The organism is Pelomonas dachongensis, from assembly GCF_043555865.1.
GTDB lineage: Bacteria > Pseudomonadota > Gammaproteobacteria > Burkholderiales > Burkholderiaceae_C > Pelomonas > Pelomonas dachongensis.
In genome coordinates this window covers 71,722-89,734 of sequence record NZ_JBIGHY010000013.1, presented here as the reverse complement: position 1 = coordinate 89,734, position 18,013 = coordinate 71,722, and the positions used below count along the sequence as shown (strand labels likewise).

12 protein-coding genes and 1 pseudogene are annotated in these 18,013 nt (G+C 69.1%); 11 read left to right on the top strand and 2 right to left on the bottom strand.

The genetic code is table 11. The annotated features are described in order from the left end of the window. The 6 genes and pseudogenes from ACG02S_RS23930 to ACG02S_RS23905 form a co-directional block, all read left to right on the top strand. Window positions 1-197 (top strand): annotated as a pseudogene (locus tag ACG02S_RS23930) (group II intron reverse transcriptase/maturase); the annotation flags it as partial. 232 nt (window positions 198-429) lie between these two features. Next, window positions 430-1,911 carry a PhoX family protein gene (locus ACG02S_RS23925; RefSeq protein WP_394473015.1) on the top strand — a complete coding sequence of 494 codons (1,482 nt, stop codon included), beginning with the start codon at window positions 430-432 and terminating at the stop codon, window positions 1,909-1,911. Between the two features lie 34 nt (window positions 1,912-1,945). Beyond that, entirely contained in the window at window positions 1,946-2,515 is a 570-nt protein-coding gene (locus tag ACG02S_RS23920; protein WP_394473014.1) for a PEP-CTERM sorting domain-containing protein, read from the top strand. Between the two features lie 84 nt (window positions 2,516-2,599). Further along, the gene (locus ACG02S_RS23915) at window positions 2,600-3,376 is read left to right on the top strand and encodes a metallophosphoesterase family protein (protein ID WP_394473013.1); all 777 of its coding nucleotides are present in this window, start codon (window positions 2,600-2,602) and stop codon (window positions 3,374-3,376) included. Further along, a complete protein-coding gene (locus ACG02S_RS23910) occupies window positions 3,373-4,878 on the top strand; it encodes a protein kinase domain-containing protein (protein ID WP_394473012.1) in 1,506 nt (501 codons plus the stop codon). Before ACG02S_RS23915 ends, ACG02S_RS23910 begins: the two co-directional genes overlap by 4 nt. A 4-nt stretch (window positions 4,879-4,882) precedes the next feature. Further along, on the top strand, window positions 4,883-5,209 hold the full coding sequence (locus ACG02S_RS23905) for a YkgJ family cysteine cluster protein (RefSeq protein WP_394473011.1): 327 nt from the start codon (window positions 4,883-4,885) through the stop codon (window positions 5,207-5,209). Here the strand turns inward: ACG02S_RS23905 and ACG02S_RS23900 are convergent. Beyond that, window positions 5,206-6,423: a tetratricopeptide repeat protein gene (locus ACG02S_RS23900; RefSeq protein ID WP_394473010.1), complete on the bottom strand. Its 1,218-nt coding sequence runs from the start codon at window positions 6,421-6,423 to the stop codon at window positions 5,206-5,208. The genes ACG02S_RS23905 and ACG02S_RS23900 overlap by 4 nt on opposite strands. A gap of 286 nt (window positions 6,424-6,709) precedes the next feature. Here ACG02S_RS23900 and ACG02S_RS23895 point away from each other — a divergent pair, with 286 nt between their 5' ends. Genes ACG02S_RS23895 through ACG02S_RS23885 form a run of 3 tightly spaced genes read left to right on the top strand, consistent with a single transcriptional unit; the run spans window position 6,710 to window position 11,727 of the window. Next, window positions 6,710-10,294: an alpha-1,6-glucosidase domain-containing protein gene (locus ACG02S_RS23895; protein ID WP_394473009.1), complete on the top strand. Its 3,585-nt coding sequence runs from the start codon at window positions 6,710-6,712 to the stop codon at window positions 10,292-10,294. A 14-nt stretch (window positions 10,295-10,308) separates the two neighbouring features. Beyond that, window positions 10,309-10,896 carry a PEP-CTERM sorting domain-containing protein gene (locus tag ACG02S_RS23890; RefSeq protein ID WP_394473008.1) on the top strand — a complete coding sequence of 196 codons (588 nt, stop codon included), beginning with the start codon at window positions 10,309-10,311 and terminating at the stop codon, window positions 10,894-10,896. A 60-nt stretch (window positions 10,897-10,956) separates the two neighbouring features. Then, a complete protein-coding gene (locus ACG02S_RS23885) occupies window positions 10,957-11,727 on the top strand; it encodes a substrate-binding periplasmic protein (RefSeq protein WP_394473007.1) in 771 nt (256 codons plus the stop codon). On the opposite strand, the gene ACG02S_RS23880 is transcribed toward ACG02S_RS23885, so the two are convergent. Then, the gene (locus ACG02S_RS23880) at window positions 11,724-14,432 is read right to left on the bottom strand and encodes an alpha-1,6-glucosidase domain-containing protein (protein WP_394473006.1); all 2,709 of its coding nucleotides are present in this window, start codon (window positions 14,430-14,432) and stop codon (window positions 11,724-11,726) included. The two genes, ACG02S_RS23885 and ACG02S_RS23880, sit on opposite strands and share 4 nt — an antisense overlap. A 118-nt stretch (window positions 14,433-14,550) precedes the next feature. Between ACG02S_RS23880 and ACG02S_RS23875 the strand changes: the two genes are divergently transcribed. Both ACG02S_RS23875 and ACG02S_RS23870 read left to right on the top strand, forming a co-directional pair. After that, entirely contained in the window at window positions 14,551-16,146 is a 1,596-nt protein-coding gene (locus ACG02S_RS23875; RefSeq protein WP_394473005.1) for an alpha-amylase family glycosyl hydrolase, read from the top strand. Further along, on the top strand, window positions 16,143-17,969 hold the full coding sequence (locus ACG02S_RS23870; RefSeq protein ID WP_394473004.1) for a glycoside hydrolase family 13 protein: 1,827 nt from the start codon (window positions 16,143-16,145) through the stop codon (window positions 17,967-17,969). The genes ACG02S_RS23875 and ACG02S_RS23870 overlap by 4 nt, the downstream gene beginning before the upstream one ends. Window positions 17,970-18,013 lie beyond the last annotated feature (44 nt).

Below are 18,013 nucleotides of genomic sequence, written 5' to 3'. Positions count from 1 at the left end.
CGCGAACCCTCCAACTCAAACAGTGGAAACGCGGCACCACCATCTACCGGGAACTGCTTGGTCTGGGGGCTGCGCCGCAGGTTGCAAGACGGGTCGCGCCGAACAGCCGTCGCTGGTGGAGAAACAGCGGCAAGGCCCTCAACAGCGTGCTCACCATCGCCTGGTTCGACCGATTGGGGCTACCCCGCCTCTCATGACCTCAAACTCTCGAACCGCCAGGTGCGGACCCGCATGCCCGGTGGTGCGGCAGGGGCGCCTCCGATGATTGGAGGCCCCCTATGCCGATTTGCGGCACCAGTTTCCGGCGCATGACGGTCGGTCGTGAATAAGTCACGCTCGCTTCACAAGCGGTGGTCACAGTCGCGACCGCTGCCACCCGCAGCCCGGCGCTGCCGGGTTGCGCCCTCCGACCCTCAGCCCACCACCGCCATGTCCGACCTCCCCGTCCAGGCCAGCCGCCGCATCCTGCTCAAGAGCGCGGCTTCGCTCCCCTTCATTTCCTGCCTCGCCGCGCTGCATGCGCGCGAGGCGGTTGCCGCCGGCAACACCGCCCGCGTGGCCAGCCCCTACGGCCCCATCGCGCCGGTCAACGACCTGACCACCGGCCTGCCGCTGCTCAAGCTGCCCGCGGGCTTCAGCTACAAGAGCTTCGGCTGGACCGGCGACACGATGAGCAACGGCCTGCCCGCCCCCGGCGGCCACGACGGCATGGCCGTGGTGACGAGCCGCCGCGTCGGCCGCTCGACCGAGCTGGTGCTGATCCGCAACCACGAGCTGAGCGGCACCGCCAGCGCCACCTTCCTCGGAGCACCGGCCGTCTACGACACCGGCACCACGTCGGGCCAGTACTCGGCCGGCGGCAACACCAACGTCATCTTCCGCGACGGCAACTTCATCAGCGTGTCGCCCAGCCTGGGCGGCACCCGCACCAACTGCGCGGGTGGCCCCACGCCGTGGGGCAGCTGGCTGACCTGCGAGGAAGTCGGCTCGGACAACACAAGCACACAGGGCCGCAAGCACGGCTACGTGTTCGAGGTCGCCGCCGATCCGGTGCAGACCAGCGCTCAGCCCCTCATCGGCATGGGCCGCTTCGCGCATGAGGCCGTTGCCGTCGACCCGACCACCGGCGTCGTCTACCAGAGCGAGGATTCCTCGGGCAAGTCCGGCTTCTACCGCTATGTGCCCAACGTGACCCAGGGCTCTCTGGGCTCGCTGGCGCTGGGCGGCACGCTGCAGATGGCCAAGGTCATCGGCCAGAACAACGTCAACGTCGCACCGGCCCAGCTCGACCAGACCTACGCGCTGGAGTGGGTGACGATCAACAATCCCGACCAGAACCGCGGCAACGCCACCGGCCTGAATGGCCAGACGATCAACAACTGCGCGGGCCCGTTCGTGCAGGGATGGCAGCAGGGCGCACTGCGCATGAACCGCGGCGAAGGCATGTGGTACCACGCCGGCAAGATCTATCTCATGGACACGTCGGGCGGCAGCGTGAACCTGGGCGCCATCTGGGAGCTGGACCTGGCCACGCAGGTCATGACCTGCATCTACTCCACGTCCGGCGCCAGCGTCGGCAACATGGGCGACAACATCACCGTCAGCCCGCGCGGCGGCATCGTCATCTGCGAGGACGCGTCCAACGCCGCCAACGACGAATTCGGCGTGGGCCAGCGCCTGATGGGGCTGAGCCCCGAAGGCGAGACCTTCATCTTCGCGAAGAACAACATCAACCTGACGGCCGCTCAGCTGGCCGCCGCCGGCAAGCGCACCACGCTGGCCGGCGCCCACAACACCAACGAGTTCGCCGGCGCCTGCTTCGACCCGACGGGCCGCTGGCTGTTCGTCAACATCCAGACGCCGGGCATCACCTTCGCCATCACGGGCCCCTGGGCCAACGGCTCGATCTGATCGCGCCCCCCCTACCTCAAGCCAAGACCGAACCATGAAGCATCACCTCCTCGCCGCGGCCCTGGTGGCCGCCTTCGCCGCCGCACCGGCCCAGGCCGTCACGCTGACCAGCAGCAGCGGCGCCGCCGTCACCTCTTACAGCAGCGGCTCGCTGCTGGCCTATGACCTGGACTTCACGACGCTGGGCACCGCCTCGCTGACGTTCACGCTCGACGCCGCCGACATCGGCAGCACGCTGAGCTTCAACGCGCTGGTGCGCAACCTCAGCGGGCTGGGCATCGATGGCGTAACGATGACCCTCACCGGCGCCAGCTTCGGCGAGCCCGGCAGCATCGCTACCGACGGCTTCCAGGCCATCACGGCCTCGGGCAGTTCGGCGCAGCAGGCCTGGGCCCGCTTCTCTCCAGGGCTGACGACGGACCTCTACCTGGGCGCCCCGCTAGGAGAGGGCACCAACTGGACCATCAACCTGGCCGGCGCGCAGGCGGGCGGCAGCTTCACCATCGCCGTCGCGGTGCCCGAGCCCGAGACCTACGCGCTGATGCTGGCGGGCATGGCCCTCGTGGGTGTGGCGGCACGCCGCGCACACCGCGTCAAGGGCTGAGCCTTCGTCGCTGAACGGCCTGCCGGCACCGAGCCGGCAGGCCGGCGTCGGCGCGGCGTCAGGGCTTCGTGGCAAGCTGTCGGGATGCGCTGGGCTTTCATCACCGATATTCATGCCAACCGACAGGCCTTCGAGGCCGTCCTCGCCGACGCTCGCTCCCAGGGCGCCACGCACTTCGCACTGCTGGGCGACTTCGTCGGCTACGGCGCCGACCCCGCCTGGGTGCTTAACCAGGTCATGGCGATGGTGGCCGACGGCGCCATCGCCGTGCAGGGCAACCACGACGAGGCGGTGTCGCAAGGCAGCATGCCCGGCATGCACCCCGATGCACGCGCCGTCGTCGACTGGACGCGCGCACAGCTGAACGAGGCGCAGCTGCAGTTCCTGGCCCGCCTGCCGCTGCAGGCCCGCGGCGAGCCGGGCCACTGCCTGTTCGTTCACGCCAACGCCTTCGACCCGCGTGGGTGGGAGTACATCCTGGGCCGCAGCGAGGCCGTGCGCAGCATGAACGCCAACCCGGCGCGGCTGCAGGTCTGCGGCCACATGCACGACCCCATGCTGTTCCACCTGTCCGGCACCGGCAAGGCGGGCGATTTCCGGCCCGTGGCAGGCGTCGCGATGCCGCTGCCGGGGCACCGCCAGTGGCTGGTCGTGCCGGGCGCCTGCGGCCAGCCGCGAGACGGCAACCCGGCGGCCTGCTACGCGCTGTTCGACCCCGCTCGCTCGGAACTGGACGATGCGCGCATCACGTTCCAGCGCGTCGCCTATGACGTCGACGCCGCATGCAACGCGCTGCGCGCCACGGACATGCCCGCCGCCCTCGTCGACCGCCTGACGCGCCGACTGGGGCTGGGGGAATGAGCCCCGCAGCACCGCCTGGCGCGACAGCGCAAGTCACGTCGGGTGCGCCCGCCGGCGACAACGCATTGCCACCGTCCCCCGCGCCGCTGGAGGTCGGCCAGGTGCTGGACGGCTTCCGGCTGGAGGAGCGCCTGCACCAGGGCGGCATGGCGCACCTGTGGCGGGTCAGCCGCGCCACGCCCGACGAGGGCCCCACCGACGACATCGGGCTGCTGATGAAGGTGCCGCGCATCAAGGGCGGTGAGGACCCGGCCACCATCGTGGGCTTCGAGGTGGAGCAGATGCTGATGCCGCAGCTGAGCGGCCCGCACGTGCCGCGCTTCGTCGCGCGCGGGGACTGGACCCGGCAGGCCTTCATCATCATGGAGCGCATCCCTGGCGACACGCTGCGCCCCCGGCTGGACGACGCGCCGCTGCCGCCCGAGGAAGTCGCCGACATCGGTGCCCGAGTGGCCACGGCGCTGGCCGCGCTGCACCGCCAGCATGTCGTGCACCTGGACGTGAAGCCCAGCAACATCATGTTCCGCCCGGATGGCACGGCGGTTCTGCTGGACTTCGGCCTGTCGCGCCACGAGCACCTGCCCGACCTGCTGGAGGAGGAGTTCACGCTGCCCATGGGAACCGGCCCCTACATGAGCCCGGAGCAGGTGCAGTTCGTGCGCAACGACCCGCGCAGCGACCTGTTTGCGCTCGGCGTGATGCTCTACCACCTGGCCACCGGCGAGCGCCCATTCGGCCAGCCCGACTCGGTGCGCGGCCTGCGCCGGCGCCTGTACGTGGAGCCGGTGCCGCCGCGAGCCATCCGGCCAGAGCTGCCGCCGTGGCTGCAGGAGGTCATCCTGCATTGCCTGGAGGTGCAGCCCGAGCGCCGCTACCAGAGCGCCGCGCAGCTGGCGCTGGACCTGCGCGAACCGGCCGGCATAGCGCTGACCGCGCGTGCCGAAAAGCTTCAGACGAGCGGCCTCATGATCCGCCTGAAGCGCTGGTTCTTCGCGCTGGGCAGCGAGCCCGAAGCCGTGGTGCAGCCCGGCCAGCAATTGGCGCGCAGCCCCATCGTCATGGCCGCCGTGGAGGTGGACCGGGGCACGCCCGAGCTGCGCGCACAGCTGTGCGAGACCGTGCGACGCATCGTGCAGACCGAGACCGGCGCGCGGCTGGCCTGCGTGGCTGTCATGCGCACCAACCGCATCGGCCTGGACGAGCTGACCGACCAGCACGGACAGAGCGTGCACGTGAAGCAGCTCATCGCACTGAAGCACTGGGCCCTGCCCATTCGCAAGGCGCTGAAGCTAGAGGACGGCCGGCTGACCTTCCACGTGCTGGAGGCTTCCGACGTGGCCGAGGCGCTGGTGGACTTCGCGCACCGCAACGGCGTTGACCACATCGTCATGGGCGCGCGCGGCGCGTCAACCCTGCGCCGCTACCTGGGCAGCGTGTCGGGCTACGTGGTGGCCGAGTCGGCCTGCACCGTCACCGTGGTGCGCGAGCCGCTGCCGGACTGACGCCATGGCAGACAACCCCTGCCTGAGCTGCGGCGCCTGCTGCGCGAGCTTCCGCGTGGACTTCGACCGCAGCGAGCTGGAAAGCGAAGGCGGCAGCGTGCCGGACGGCCTGGCGGCCGAACTGAGCGGCCGGCTCGTGCGCATGCGCGGCACTGACCATGTGCAGCCGCGCTGCGCGGCGCTCAGTGGCAAGGTGGGCCAGAAGGCCAGCTGCGGCATCCACGAGTGGCGCCCGTCGCCCTGCCGCGAATTCGGCGAGCGCGCGCCGATGGGCATCGGCGACGACGCCTGCGCGCGGGCCCGTGCGCGGCACGGGCTGGCGCCGCTCTAGGTCCCCGGCCCGCGCACCGGCTGCCGGCGCTGCTCGCGCAATTCGCGCTGCTGCTCATTCAGCCAGGCCAGCTTGGCGCCATACATGTCGCGGTCGCGCGTCGTGGCGCTGTTCTCCAGCGCCTTGGCGATCTCGCCACGCGCACTCGCCACGTCGCCCAGTCCGTAGTTGGCCAGCGCCAGCCAGAAATGGAACTCCGGCACGTAGGCAGCACGCGCCACCTCCTTGCGGAACAGCTGGCGCGCCTCGGCGAACTCGCCCGCCTTCATGGCCGCTACCCCGTCGTCGAAGAACTTGTAGGGCGCCACGGGCTGCAACTGCGCGAGCTGGCGCGAATAGCTGTCGGCCTCGGCGCTGCGGCCCACGTCGGTCAACACCAGCACCAGGTTGGACATCGCCTGCACGTTGGCCGGCTCGCGCTCCAGCACCAGCCGCAACGTCTTCTCGGCGGCATCAAACAAGCCCTTGCGGCGGTACAGCACGGCTAGTGTGTTGTACGAGGCCAACCAGCGCGAGTCGGTCTGCAACGCCGCACGCGACCACCAGTAGGCGTCGTCGATCTGGCCCAGCGTCAGCGCCTCGGCCGCGCGGTTGTTCATGAACATTGCGAGGATGGTGGACTCGTCGACGACGCGGCTGCGATGGCGCTTCACCTGCTCCGGCGGCAGGAAGTCGATGGTCAGCAGCTCGGGGTCGCCGAACACCGTCATGCGCGAGGTGTTGGGCAACGGACGCGCCAGGCTGATGTTGACGTGCCCCGCGACGAAGTAGATGCCGTTGGCGCGTGTCCAGGCTTCTTCCAGGTAGACGCTGTTGAAGCGCACCGGCAGGTTCAGTTGCCGGGCAAAGGCCGCGGTCATCAGCACCAGCGACAGGCAGTTGCCTCGCCGGGCGTCGAAGGCCTCGGCGGCGGTGCGGGTGATCTCGCTGTCGTAGTCCAGCTGGAGACGACCTTTGGTGTACAGCGCATCGATGAGACCGTCGCGCACGCCCTTCAGGCGGATCTCGCTGGCCATCTCGGTCTCGGCGAATCGCTGCATCGCAGGGCTGAGTTTCAGCGCCTCCTGTGCGTCAATGGGCACACTGGCCGGCCTGAACGCCGCGTCGCGGAACACGTTGGTATCGGGCGGCTGCATCGGCTCGACGGCGCAGCCGGCGAGGCAGGCCAAGCAGGCCAGCGCCAGCACGGCACAGACACGGCGGACATGGTGCATGGCAGTCTCCTGCTCACGTGGTTGAGTTCTTCAGGTCTCCTGCTGCAAGCTTAGTCGCACCCCTGCAGCGTGTCTTCAGTCATCGTGCACGGCGAGGCCGTCTCCGCAGTCACTCCGCCGGCCGCCGGGACACAATGAAACATAGAAACAAAACTACATTCAACAAGACGCCATCTCAAACACGACCAATCATCCGGGAAATTCCGACAAACCCCTGGGAATCCACCATCTTTCTAATGTAGTTTTACTTCAATAGCATCCGCACACTTCAAAGGAGTGCAGAGACATGAAGGCATGGACCGGTGGCGTCGTGCGGCAGACGCGGCGATGGATGGGGGCATTGACGCTCGGCCTGTGCGGGCTGCTGGCCGCCTGCGGCGGCGGCAGCGCCGAAGCGCCGGCGCACGCCATGAGCAGCGCCACCGCCGCCGCGCCTGCCGATGCAGTGGGTGTCGAGTTGCTGGCCGGCGTGCCGCAAGCGCCCGACGCAGCCCGCGCGCGCGCCGCCGCGGTGGCCACGCCTGGCGCCCCAGCCACGTCGCTGCGCGTGCACTACCGCCGCGCCGACGGCAACCATGCCGGCTGGCAGATCCACAGCTGGAACGCCGCGCAGAGCCCCAACTGGAACCAGGGCTGGAACGCGGCGGGCAGCGACGACTTCGGCGTCTACTACGACGTGCCGCTGGCCTCCGGCAGCGGCACCGTGGGCTTCCTGCTGCACAACGGGGACAACAAGGACAACGGCGGTGCCGACCAAAGCTACACGCTGCAGTCCGGCACCAACGAGATCTGGCGCCTGCAGAGCGATAGCAACAACTACACCAGCAATCCGCTGATGCTGCCCGCGCCCGACATCAAAACCGTGCGCGTGCACTACCAGCGTTTCGACGGCGGCTACAGCGCCTGGGGCCTGCACCTGTGGAACGGCAGCGGGCTGGACACCTCGCGCCTTCCCGCGGGCGTCACCATCGACAACTGGGGCCAGCCCGTCACCTTCAGCGCGATGCCCGGCTTTGCTGCCGGCGACGGCGAGGTGGTTTTCGACATCCCGGTGCTGAACCCGCGGGGCGACTTCAACCGCAAGGGCTTGGAGTTCATCATCCACGGCATGCCGCCCAACGAGAACGACAAGGACGGCCGCGACAACAACGTCCGCGTCGAGTTCTCGGCGCTGACGATTCAGAACCAGGTCGGCCATGTGTGGCTGGTGGAGCGTGACGCCACCTCCTACACCGCACCGCCCGACCTGCGCCAGGTCTCCAGCACCGACGCGCGCGCCGTCTGGCTGAACAAGACGCTGGTGAAGTGGCCGCGCCTGGCGACCTCCGCGCCGGTGCGCCTGTACCACTCGGCCACCGGCCAGATCGCCGTTGCGGCCGGCACCCCGGTGCAAGGCGCCGACGGCTTCATCTCGCTGGATGCCTTCACCGGCACCGTGCCCGCGGCCGATGCGCTGCGCTTCAAGTACGTGGCCGGCGGCACCGTATTCAGCGTGCGCGCCGCCGACATCGCCCGCCTGCCCGCGCTGCACCAGCAGCAGCTCGTGCTGGTGCAAGTGGACGCTGCAGGCCGCGTGCAGAACGCGACGACGGCGCAGATCGCGGGCGCACTGGACGACCTCTACGCCGCCGCGAACGACGTGCCCGACCTGGGCGCCACAGTGGCCAACGGCAGCACCCGCTTTAAGCTGTGGGCGCCCACCGCGCAGGCCGTGTCCGTGGTGCTGACCGCGCCGATCAACGGTTCCACGCTGACCCGCACGACCACCGAGCCGATGGCACGCGACGCCGCCACCGGCGTGTGGCGCCTGATCAAGCCCGCCAATCTGCAGGGCGCCACCTACCGCTACCAGGTGCAGGTGTTCGTGAAGGGCGTAGGCGTGGTGCGCAACCTCGTCACCGACCCGTACTCGCTGGGCCTGACGCTCGGCGGCCAGCAGAGCGTGGTGATGGACCTGAACGCCTCCGTCACCAAGCCCGCCGGCTGGGACGCCGGCGCGCCGCCCACCACCGTGGCCGCGCCGTCAGACCTCAGCATCTACGAGCTGCACGTGCGCGACTTCTCAATCAACGACGCCACCGTGCCCGCCGCGCGCCGCGGCAAGTACCTGGCGTTCGCGGAGCACAACTCCAACGGCATGAAGCACCTGACGGCGCTGGCCGCCGCGGGCCTGACCGACGTGCACCTGCTGCCAGTGTTCGACCTCGCCAGCGTCAATGAGAAGGGCTGCACCTCGCCCTCGCCTTCGGGCGCGCCGGACGGCGAGACGCAGCAGGCCGCCGTGGCCGCCACGGCCGGCACCGACTGCTTCAACTGGGGCTACGACCCGCACCACTTCACGACGCCCGACGGCAGCTACGCCAGCACCGCGAGCGACCCGCTGGCCCGCGTCGTGGAGTTCCGCCGCATGGTGCAGGCGCTGAACGCAGCCGGCCTGCGCGTCGGCATGGACGTTGTGTACAACCACACCACCTCGTCCGGCCAGAACGCCACGTCCGTGCTCGACAAGGTCGTACCGGGTTACTACTTCCGCTACAACGCAAGCGGTGGCATCGAGCGCTCCACCTGCTGCGAGAACACCGCGGCCGAGAACCTGATGATGGCCAAGCTGATGGTCGACTCGGCCGTCACCTGGACGCGCGACTACCGCATCAGCTCGCTGCGCTTCGACATCATGGGTCACCACCCGCGCTCGGTGCTGGAGACGCTGAAGGCGCGCGTGAAGACCGCCACCGGCCGCGACGTGCAAATCGTCGGCGAGGGCTGGAACTTCGGCGAGGTCGCCAACGGCGCGCGCTTCGTGCAGGCCGAGATGCTGAGCCTGAACGGCTCGGGCATCGGCAGCTTCAACCCGCTGATGCGCGACGCGGTGCGCGGCGGCGGCTGCTGCGACAGCGGAAATGCGCTGGTCGCCGCCCAAGGCTACGTGAACGGCTTCTTCTACGACAGCAATGGTGCGAGCACGGGCCAGACGCGTGGTGAGCTGATGTGGATGGGCGACCGCCTGAAGGCTTCGCTGGCCGGCTCCATCCGCAGCTTTCAGATGCAGACGAGCTGGGACGCCACGCTGCGCCTGGACCAGATCGACGTCGGCGGCATCCCGGCCGGCTGGGTACTGGAGCCGAGCGAGGTCGTCAACTACGTCGAGAACCACGACAACCTGACCCTGTTCGACAACAACGCCTTCCGCCTGCCCGCGACCACCAGCCGCGAGGACCGCGCCCGCGTGCAGATCCTGGCCAACGCCATCAACGCGTTCAGCCAGGGCGTGGCGTACTTCCACGCCGGCACCGACACGCTGCGCAGCAAGAGCCTGGATCGCAACAGCTACGACAGCGGCGACTGGTTCAACCGGTTGGACTGGAGCTACGCGGACAACAACTTCGGCGCGGGCCTGCCGCCCGCGCGCGACAACGCCGACAACTGGGCGCTGTCCCGCCCGCTCCTGGCCAACGCGCTGATCAAGCCGCACGCCAACGACATTGCCTGGACTCGCGACGCCTTCCGCGACCTGCTGAAGATCCGCGCCAGCACCACGCTGCTGCGGCTGCGCACCGCCGAGGACATCAAGGCGCGGCTCACGTTCCTGAACACCGGCTCCAGTCAGGAAGCCACTGTGCTGGCGGGCCGCATCGACGGCGTGGGCTACCCCGGCGCCAACTTCGACGAACTGGTCTATCTGATCAACGTCGACAAGACCGCCAAGCAGCTGACGCTCCCCACACTGGCAGGCCACGCGCTGGAGCTGCACCCCGCCCACGCCGCCGACCAGCGGGCCCGCGCAGCCACCTTCGACCGCGCCACCGGTGGCTTCAGCGTGCCGGCGCGCACGGCCGTCGTCTTCGTTATGCGCCCTGCCACCACCCGTTGAACACCATCCACACCATGAAGAAGCAACTCCACCGCCTGGCCGCCACGGCCGCGTTCGTCCTCGCCACCCTGGGTGCCCAGGCCGCGCCTGTCGTCGTCGACGTCAGCGGCGCGCAAAGCATCAACCTACTGGGCGAGGCCGGCAACACGGTCTGGCTCATCGACATCGGCGCCCACTCCCGGCTGAACGGGCTGGACTGGAACGTCACGCTGGAGGCGTTCGCGCCCAGCCTGCTGTCGGAAATGCAGGTCAGCTTCGGCAGCGCCAGCGGACTGGACCTGCTGACGCTGGCGCCCGACATCGCCGACGGCCTCAGCGGAGCCGGCCGCTACGCCGGCTCGCAAGACCTGGCACCGTTGGGCGTGACCGTCGGCGCCGACGGTCTGCTGCGCATCGAGTTCAGCGACGAGTTCAAAGATTTCGCGGTCGGCACCGCCGAGGGCCATTGGCTCAACGGCACGCTGACCTTCGATGTCACCGCCGCCGCAGTCCCCGAGCCGGCCAGCGCGGCCCTTGTGGCACTGGGTGTGGGCGTGGTCGGGTGGCAGTTGCGGCGCACCCGCCGTGGCCTCCCCCACACGACCCGCGCACCGGGAAAATAACCCGACCACTTCTGGCACATCAGGCTTGCAGCCGTCACGGGAGACTGAGACGATGCGCCGGTGAATCTGAGCCGTCGCCGTACCCTCGCCGCGCTGTCCGCGCTCATCCTGCCGAAGACCTCGCTGTCTGCGCCATCGGCCGCGCCGCTGGCGCTGGTCACGAGCGACCTGCCGCCCATGACCATGTCCGGCGACCCCGGCCAGCGCGGCGTGCTGATGGACCTGGTGGAGGCCATGCTGAAGCTGGCCGACCTGCCAGCGCAACCCGAGTTCGTCCCGTGGGCGCGCGCGATGCTGCGCGCCACCGAGCAACCGCGGACGCTGATCGTGCCGCTGAACCGCACGCCCGACCGCGAGACCCGGTTCCAGTGGCTGGTGAAGCTCTACGCGCAGCGCTTCGCGTTTATCACGCTGGCCGGCAAGCCACGCATCGCCACTATCGAGCAGGCGCGCCGACTGCGCATCGCCGCCCTGCGCGGCTCCTCCAACCTCGACGCGCTGCGGCAGCAGGGCGTGCAGATGCGCCGCGTCTACCACTCCACCGGCGTCGACGACATGCAGCGCGCACTGCAGCGTGGCCTGGTGGACGCGATGTACGGTAGCGAGCTGATCCACACCGACAGCTGGCGCCGCAACGGCTACGACCCGGCGCAGCTGCAGACCGGTCTGGTGCTGGAGTCCGCCGACATCTGGCTGGCCGCGCACCGAGGCATTACCGAGGCCGAACAGGCCCGACTGCAGAAGGCACATGACGCGCTGCTGGCCGACGGCAGCGCCGAGCGCATCTTCAAGCGCTACGGCCTGAAAATGCGCGCCGAGACCTCACCCTAGTTCAGCACGAACACCACGGCGCTGCGCGCCGGCACCTCGAACCGCCCCGCCTCGAAGCGCGCCTCCCGCTTCACGCGCGCGTCGGCGCCTTCGCGTTGTTCCGGGTGCAGCCTCCAGCCGGCCTGCGCTTCTTCCGGCAACGTCAGCACCTGGGGGGTCGGTGCGACGTTGATGAGCGTCATCACCGCTTGGTAGCCGGGCAGCCCGTGGCCGTCGATGCGCGTGGCGACCAGAACCGGGTTCTGGCCAGCGCCGCTGCCGGGGAAGCTCACCCGCCGCTGGATCTCCGCCGCGCTGGACAACCGCAGCAGCGGCGTGCTGGCTCGGATCTTCAGCAGATCGAGGAACACGGCGCGCGCCCAGGCAATGTCGGTCGGACGCGGTGCGATTTCCGCGCGCGCAAGCCGTTCGCGTGCAAGCGCCCAGTCGCGCCCATCTTTGCCGAAGTTGTCCTGCTTCGGCGGCAGGCCGGTGCCGAAGTGGTTGGTCGTGTAAGTCCAGTCCAGCCGGTTGAACCAGTCGCCGCTGTCATAGCTGTTGCGGTCCAGGCTCTTGCTGCGCAGGATGTCCTGGCCGGCGTGGAAGTAAGCAATGCCCTGGCTGAAGGCCACCAGCGCCGCGCCCAGCATCTGCACGCGGGCGCGGTCCTCGCGCGGGGTGTCCAGCGGTAGCTTCAGCGCGTTGATGTCGAACAGCGTCTGGTTGTCGTGGTTCTCGGTGTAGTTGACGACCTCGCCCGGCTCGCTGGCGAAGCCCGCCGGCTGGCCCGCGTAGTCGATCTGCTCCAGCCGCTGTTTCTCGCCGCGCCAGGTGGTCAGCTCGTAGCTGCGCAGCGAGCCGGCCAAGCCGACGCGGATCAGGTCAGCGGCGTTCAGCAGGTCGTCGCGCGGACGGTCCCCGCCCAGCGCGTTGGATGCGTAGACCATGCCATTGAGCCAGCCCTGGTTGCGTACGCTGGCGTCGCCGCCCTCGCCTGCACCACCGCCGCGTGCGGCGTCGCGGGCGCGGTCGCTGAACGAGCCGATGCCGCTGCCGTTCAGGCTCAGCTGCGACGCCTGCAGAAAACGCGCGCCGTTGGCCACCTCGCCGAAGTTCCAGCCCTCGCCCAGCAGTTGCACCGGGTGGCCCGCCTCGGCGTCCACGCGCTGCTGCAGCCGCTCCATGGCCTCGCGCGGCTGGTGGCCCATCAGGTCGAAGCGCATCGAGTCGATCTTGTACTCGCGCACCCACAGCGCCGCCGAGTCGATCATCAGCTTGGCCATCATGCGGTGCTCGGTGGCCGTGTTGTCGCAGCAGGTCGAGCGCTCGATGTTGCCCTGGGCATTGAGCCGGTGGTAGTAGCCCGGCACCAGACGGTCCAACACGGACTTGGGCGCCTGCCCGGCCGCGGCCATGTGGTTGTAGACCATGTCCATGCCCACGCGCAGGCCGGCGCGGTGCAGCGCCATCACCATCTGGCGGAACTCGACCACCCGCCGCAGCGGATCGGTCGCATAGCTGCCCTCGGGCGCATTGAAGTGCCATGGGTCATAGCCCCAGTTGAAGCAATCGTCGGCGGCCACCGCCATCACGGCGGCCTGCTGCGCCTCGCTGTCTGCCGGCGCGGCGGGCACCGCAGGCATCTTGCATCCGCGCTCGGGCACGCTGGCCAGGTCGAACACGGGCAGCAGGTGCACGTCGGTCAGCCCGGCCTTCGCCAGCGCCTTCAGGTGCTGCATGCCACGAGACGCCGGCTCAGCGAAGGCCAGGTACTTGCCGCGCCAGGCAGGCCGCACGCTGGTGTCGCCAATGGAGAAGTCGCGCACATGCAGTTCGTAGATGACCTGGTCGGTCGCGACCTTCACGCGCCTAGGGCCCGGTTCGCGGTCCCAGCCGCGCGGCTTCAGCTGCTGGGACGCCAGGTCGGCGACGACGCCGAGCCGCGAGTCGGTCGTCAGCGCGACGGCATACGGGTCGGTGACGAGGTTGCGCTGGCGGCCGTGCGTGGGCGTGACCACGTCGACGAGGTAGCGGTAGGCCTGTCCGCTCAAGTTCCCCGGCAACTCGGCGCGCCAGACGCCGGTGGCCAGGTCCAAGCGCATGGCCTCCACGGCGCTGGCCGGCGCATCGGGTTGGGTGTGGCGGCACAGCAGCACGCGCTGCGCCGTGGGCGCCCAGACGGCGAATCGCGTTTGCGCCCGGGCGGGATGGGCGCCGAGGTCGTCGACCTTTTCCGCCTCCGCGTACAGGTCGTCCAGCGCGCCGGGCGTCTGCAACGCCGTGGCCGCGATCACGCGGCCTTCGGCCGTCTCGTGCACCAGCACCACCTGCTCGCGCAGGAGCGCGGCAACGTCGGTGCCCGCCGCCACTGCGAAACGCGGGCCGTCGCCGATGAAGCGCAGTCGCGCCGGCAGCGCAGCGGCGCTGGGCTGCAGCGCCACCGCGCCGTCCGCGCCGGCGACCGCCTGCCCCGCGACGGCGCGCACCTGCGCCGCCCGCCCGTGATGCAGCCGCACGCGCTCGCCCGGCTGCAACTTCAGGCCCGGCCACTGCAGCGTGCGCGCGTCCAGCCAGTAGGCCTCGGCCAGCGGCCTGGCCACGGCAGACGGCGTCGGAACCTCGCGGTTGCAGTCCTCCAGGTCGGCGGCCTGCGCGCCTGCAGCCAGCAGTGCAAGCGCAACCAACGCGGTGCGGCGGAACGCGTGGGGGACTGGGCGCACATCCATGTCAAGTCTCCTTTGTATTTGCAAAATAGTAGCAAAACTACATTCAACGAAATCCCTATGACAAAAACACTTCATTGATGGCTATGCTGCCCCGTCATCGGATTAGTAGTTTGAATACATGCGCGCCAAAAGCCTGCTGATCAGCCTGAGCCTGGCCGTGTGGTCACTCACCGGCCACGCCCAGATCGACACCCGGCCGGTGCCCGCGAGGCCGCAGTCCAGTGGCCTGCCGTCGAACTGGCAGCACGGCGCGTTCATGGAGATCTTCGTACGCGGCTACCAGGACAGCGACGGTGATGGCATCGGCGACCTGAAGGGCCTCACGAGCCGCCTGGACTACCTGAAGCAACTGGGCATCAGCGGCATCTGGCTGATGCCCATCACCGCCAGCTCCGACCACGACCACGGCTACGCGACCACCGACTACCGCGGCATCGAGTCGCAGTACGGCACGCTGGCCCACTTCGACGAGCTGATCCGCGAGGCACACCAGCGCGGCATCGGCGTGGTCATGGACTACGTCATCAACCATGCGTCCTGGCAGTTCCCGCCGTTCCAGGCCGCGGTCAAGGACCACAGCAGCCCGTGGCGCGGCTGGTTCGTCTGGAACCCCGCACCTGGCCCAGGCTGGGACATCTGGGGCAAGGTGCCCTGGTACGACGCTGCCACCCAGCCCTGGACCTTCACCGGCGCGGTGAAGGACCTGCCGCCCTTCAAGCCGGGCGCGCCGGACATCTACTTCGGCACCTTCGGGCCACATATGCCCGACTTCAACATGCGCAACCCCGACGTCGTGAAGTACCACGAGGACTCGCTGCGCTTCTGGCTCAACCGCGGGCTGGACGGCTACCGGCTGGACGCCGTGCCGCACTTCATCGAGAACAGCGCGAAGGACTGGAACGACCAGCCCGAGAGCCGCGTGCTGACCAAGCAATTCCAGGACTTGATCAAGAGCTACCCGGGCCGCTACGTCGTCTGCGAGGCCACGGCAGAGCCCATCGCCTACGGCGCCCCTGAGCTGTGCGGCGGTGCCTTCGCGTTCAACCAGAACTACGAGCTGATGAAGGCTGCCAAGGGCGACGCGGCGGCGGTGCGGAAGCTGGCCGACTACTACCGCGCGATGTCGCCGACGATGGCGACCTTCCTGCACAACCACGACATCTTCACCGGCCAGCGCGTGTGGGACCAGCTGCGCGGCGACGAGGCCCGCTACCGGCTCGCCGCCGCCAGCTATCTGCTGCTGCCCGGCACGCCCTTCGTCTACTACGGCGAGGAGATCGGCCAAGCCGGCATCGATGCCGAGCGAGACAGCGACGCGCCGCTGCGCTCGCCGATGAGCTGGACTGCGGCAGGTGGCTTCACCACCAGCGCCACGCCTTTCCGCCCGCTGGCGCTGAACCGCAGCCGCCACAACGCGGAGTCGCAGCAGCGCGACGCCGGCTCGCTGTTTAACTTCTATCGCGAGTTGATCCAGCTTCGGCGCGCATCGCCGGCGCTGACGGTGGGCCGCTACGAAGCCGACGAAGTGCAAGGCCAGGTCTGGACCTTCCAGCGCTCGCACGGGAAAGAGCGCGTGCTGGTGGCGCTGAACTACGGCGACACGCCGGCCCCGCTGAACCTGCCCGCCGGTGCTCGTCTGCTGCACCCCAAGAAGGCCGCTGGCACGACGCTGGCGCCTCTGTCCCTGCGCGTCTACCGTCTGGAAACGCCATGAAGACCCTGATCACCCTTGCCACTGCACTACTGATGACGCTCCCTGCCTCCGCCGCCGACGCCCACCGCATCGAACCGCCCAACTGGTGGGTCGGCATGCGCGACACCTCGCTGCAGCTGATGATCCACGGCGCCGGCATTGCCGATGCGAAGCCGCAACTGGCGCCCTACCCAGGCGTCACCCTGAAGGCCAGCCACCGCGCCACCAGCACCAACTACCTGTTCGTGGACCTGGAGGTGTCGCCGCGCGCCCGCCCCGGCGAGCTGGCGATCAGCATCGGCGGCACCACGCTGCGTTACCCGCTGCTGGCGCGCGCGCCGGGCTCTGCCGAACGCCAGGGCTTCGGGCCGGAGGACGCGATCTACCTGGTTGTGCCCGACCGCTTCTCGCAAGGCGCCCAGCTGGGCCAGGCGGGCATGAAGGAAGGCATGAACCGCGCCGACCCCAGCGGTCGCCACGGTGGCGACCTGGCCGGCATGACGCAGCACCTCGACTACATCGCCGACTTGGGTTTCACGCAGGTGTGGCCCACACCGCTGGTCGAGAACAACAGCGACAAGTACAGCTACCACGGCTACGCGGCGACGGATTTCTACAAAATCGATCCGCGCTTCGGCACCAACGCCGACTTCGGCGCCTTCGTCACGCAAGCGCGCGCCAGGGGCGTGGGCATCATCCAGGACGTGGTGTTGAACCACATCGGCAGCGGCCACTGGTGGATGAAGGATCTGCCTGCGCCGGATTGGGTCAACGAGTGGCCGCAGTACACCGAAACCCACCACGCGCGCATGACGCTGCAGGACCCCTACGCCGCGCCCAGCGACCGCAGGCGCTTCACCGACGGCTGGTTCGTGCCCACCATGCCCGACCTGAACCAGCGCCGCCCCGAGCTGGCGACCTATCTGATGCAGATGACGCTCTGGTGGATTGAGCGCTATGGCCTGTCCGGCATCCGCACCGACACCTACTCGTACTCCGACCGCGACTTCCTGACACGCTGGTCCGCCCGCGTCATGCAGGAGTACCCGAACCTGAACGTTGTCGGCGAGGAGTGGAGCCCGCATCCGGCCGTCGTGGCCTACTGGCAGCGCGGCAAGAAGAACCACGACGGCTATGTGTCGCACACGCCCAGCCTGATGGACTTCCCGATGCAGGCCAACCTGCTGGCCGCGCTGCTGGAGAACGACGGCCCGCACACCGGCCTGACCAAGCTGTACGAGGGCCTGGCGCACGACTTCGTCTACCCCGACCCGGCACAGCTCGTGCTGTTCGACGGCAACCACGACACGCCGCGCCTTTTCTCGCTGCTTCAGCGCGATGTCGGCCTGACGAAGATCGCACTGGCCTACATCGCCACCACGCGCCGCATCCCGCAGGTCTTCTACGGCAGCGAGCTGCTGATGCAGAGCCCCACTGAGCGTGACGATGGCCGCGTGCGCGCCGACATGCCCGGCGGCTGGGTCGGCGACACCACCAGCGCCTTCACCGGCGAAGGCCTGACGCCCGCGCAGCGCGACATGCAGGACTGGACACGGCGCCTGTTCAACTGGCGCAAGGGCGAGCGCGTCATCCACGACGGGGCGCTGATGCAGTACGCGCCACTGGACGGCGTCTACGTGTTCTTCCGCTACGACGCGAAGCGCACGGTGATGGTGGTGCTGAACAAGACGGACAAGGCGGTGACGCTGCCGCTGGCCCGCTTTTCCGAGCGCATCGCCCCGGGCCAGCGCGCTCGCGACGTGCTGGGCACAACGACGCAAACGCTGGGCAGCAGCCTGAGCGTCCCCGCCCGCAGCCCCCTCATACTGACGCTGGAACGCTGAGCAGCAGGCCTGCGGAATCACGCAGCGCCTTGACCGTTGTCGGC

Excerpts from the sequence above, each read along its gene's own strand:
- ACG02S_RS23920 (WP_394473014.1), top strand. The coding sequence starts at position 1,946 with ATGAAGCATCACCTCCTCGCCGCGGCCCTGGTGGCCGCCTTCGCCGCC.
- ACG02S_RS23915 (WP_394473013.1), top strand. The coding sequence starts at position 2,600 with ATGCGCTGGGCTTTCATCACCGATATTCATGCCAACCGACAGGCCTTC.
- ACG02S_RS23870 (WP_394473004.1), top strand. The coding sequence starts at position 16,143 with ATGAAGACCCTGATCACCCTTGCCACTGCACTACTGATGACGCTCCCT.
- ACG02S_RS23905 (WP_394473011.1), top strand. The coding sequence starts at position 4,883 with ATGGCAGACAACCCCTGCCTGAGCTGCGGCGCCTGCTGCGCGAGCTTC.
- ACG02S_RS23925 (WP_394473015.1), top strand. The coding sequence starts at position 430 with ATGTCCGACCTCCCCGTCCAGGCCAGCCGCCGCATCCTGCTCAAGAGC.
- ACG02S_RS23910 (WP_394473012.1), top strand. The coding sequence starts at position 3,373 with ATGAGCCCCGCAGCACCGCCTGGCGCGACAGCGCAAGTCACGTCGGGT.
- ACG02S_RS23890 (WP_394473008.1), top strand. The coding sequence starts at position 10,309 with ATGAAGAAGCAACTCCACCGCCTGGCCGCCACGGCCGCGTTCGTCCTC.
- ACG02S_RS23900 (WP_394473010.1), bottom strand. The coding sequence starts at position 6,423 with ATGCACCATGTCCGCCGTGTCTGTGCCGTGCTGGCGCTGGCCTGCTTG.
- ACG02S_RS23880 (WP_394473006.1), bottom strand. The coding sequence starts at position 14,432 with ATGGATGTGCGCCCAGTCCCCCACGCGTTCCGCCGCACCGCGTTGGTT.
- ACG02S_RS23875 (WP_394473005.1), top strand. The coding sequence starts at position 14,551 with ATGCGCGCCAAAAGCCTGCTGATCAGCCTGAGCCTGGCCGTGTGGTCA.
- ACG02S_RS23895 (WP_394473009.1), top strand. The coding sequence starts at position 6,710 with ATGAAGGCATGGACCGGTGGCGTCGTGCGGCAGACGCGGCGATGGATG.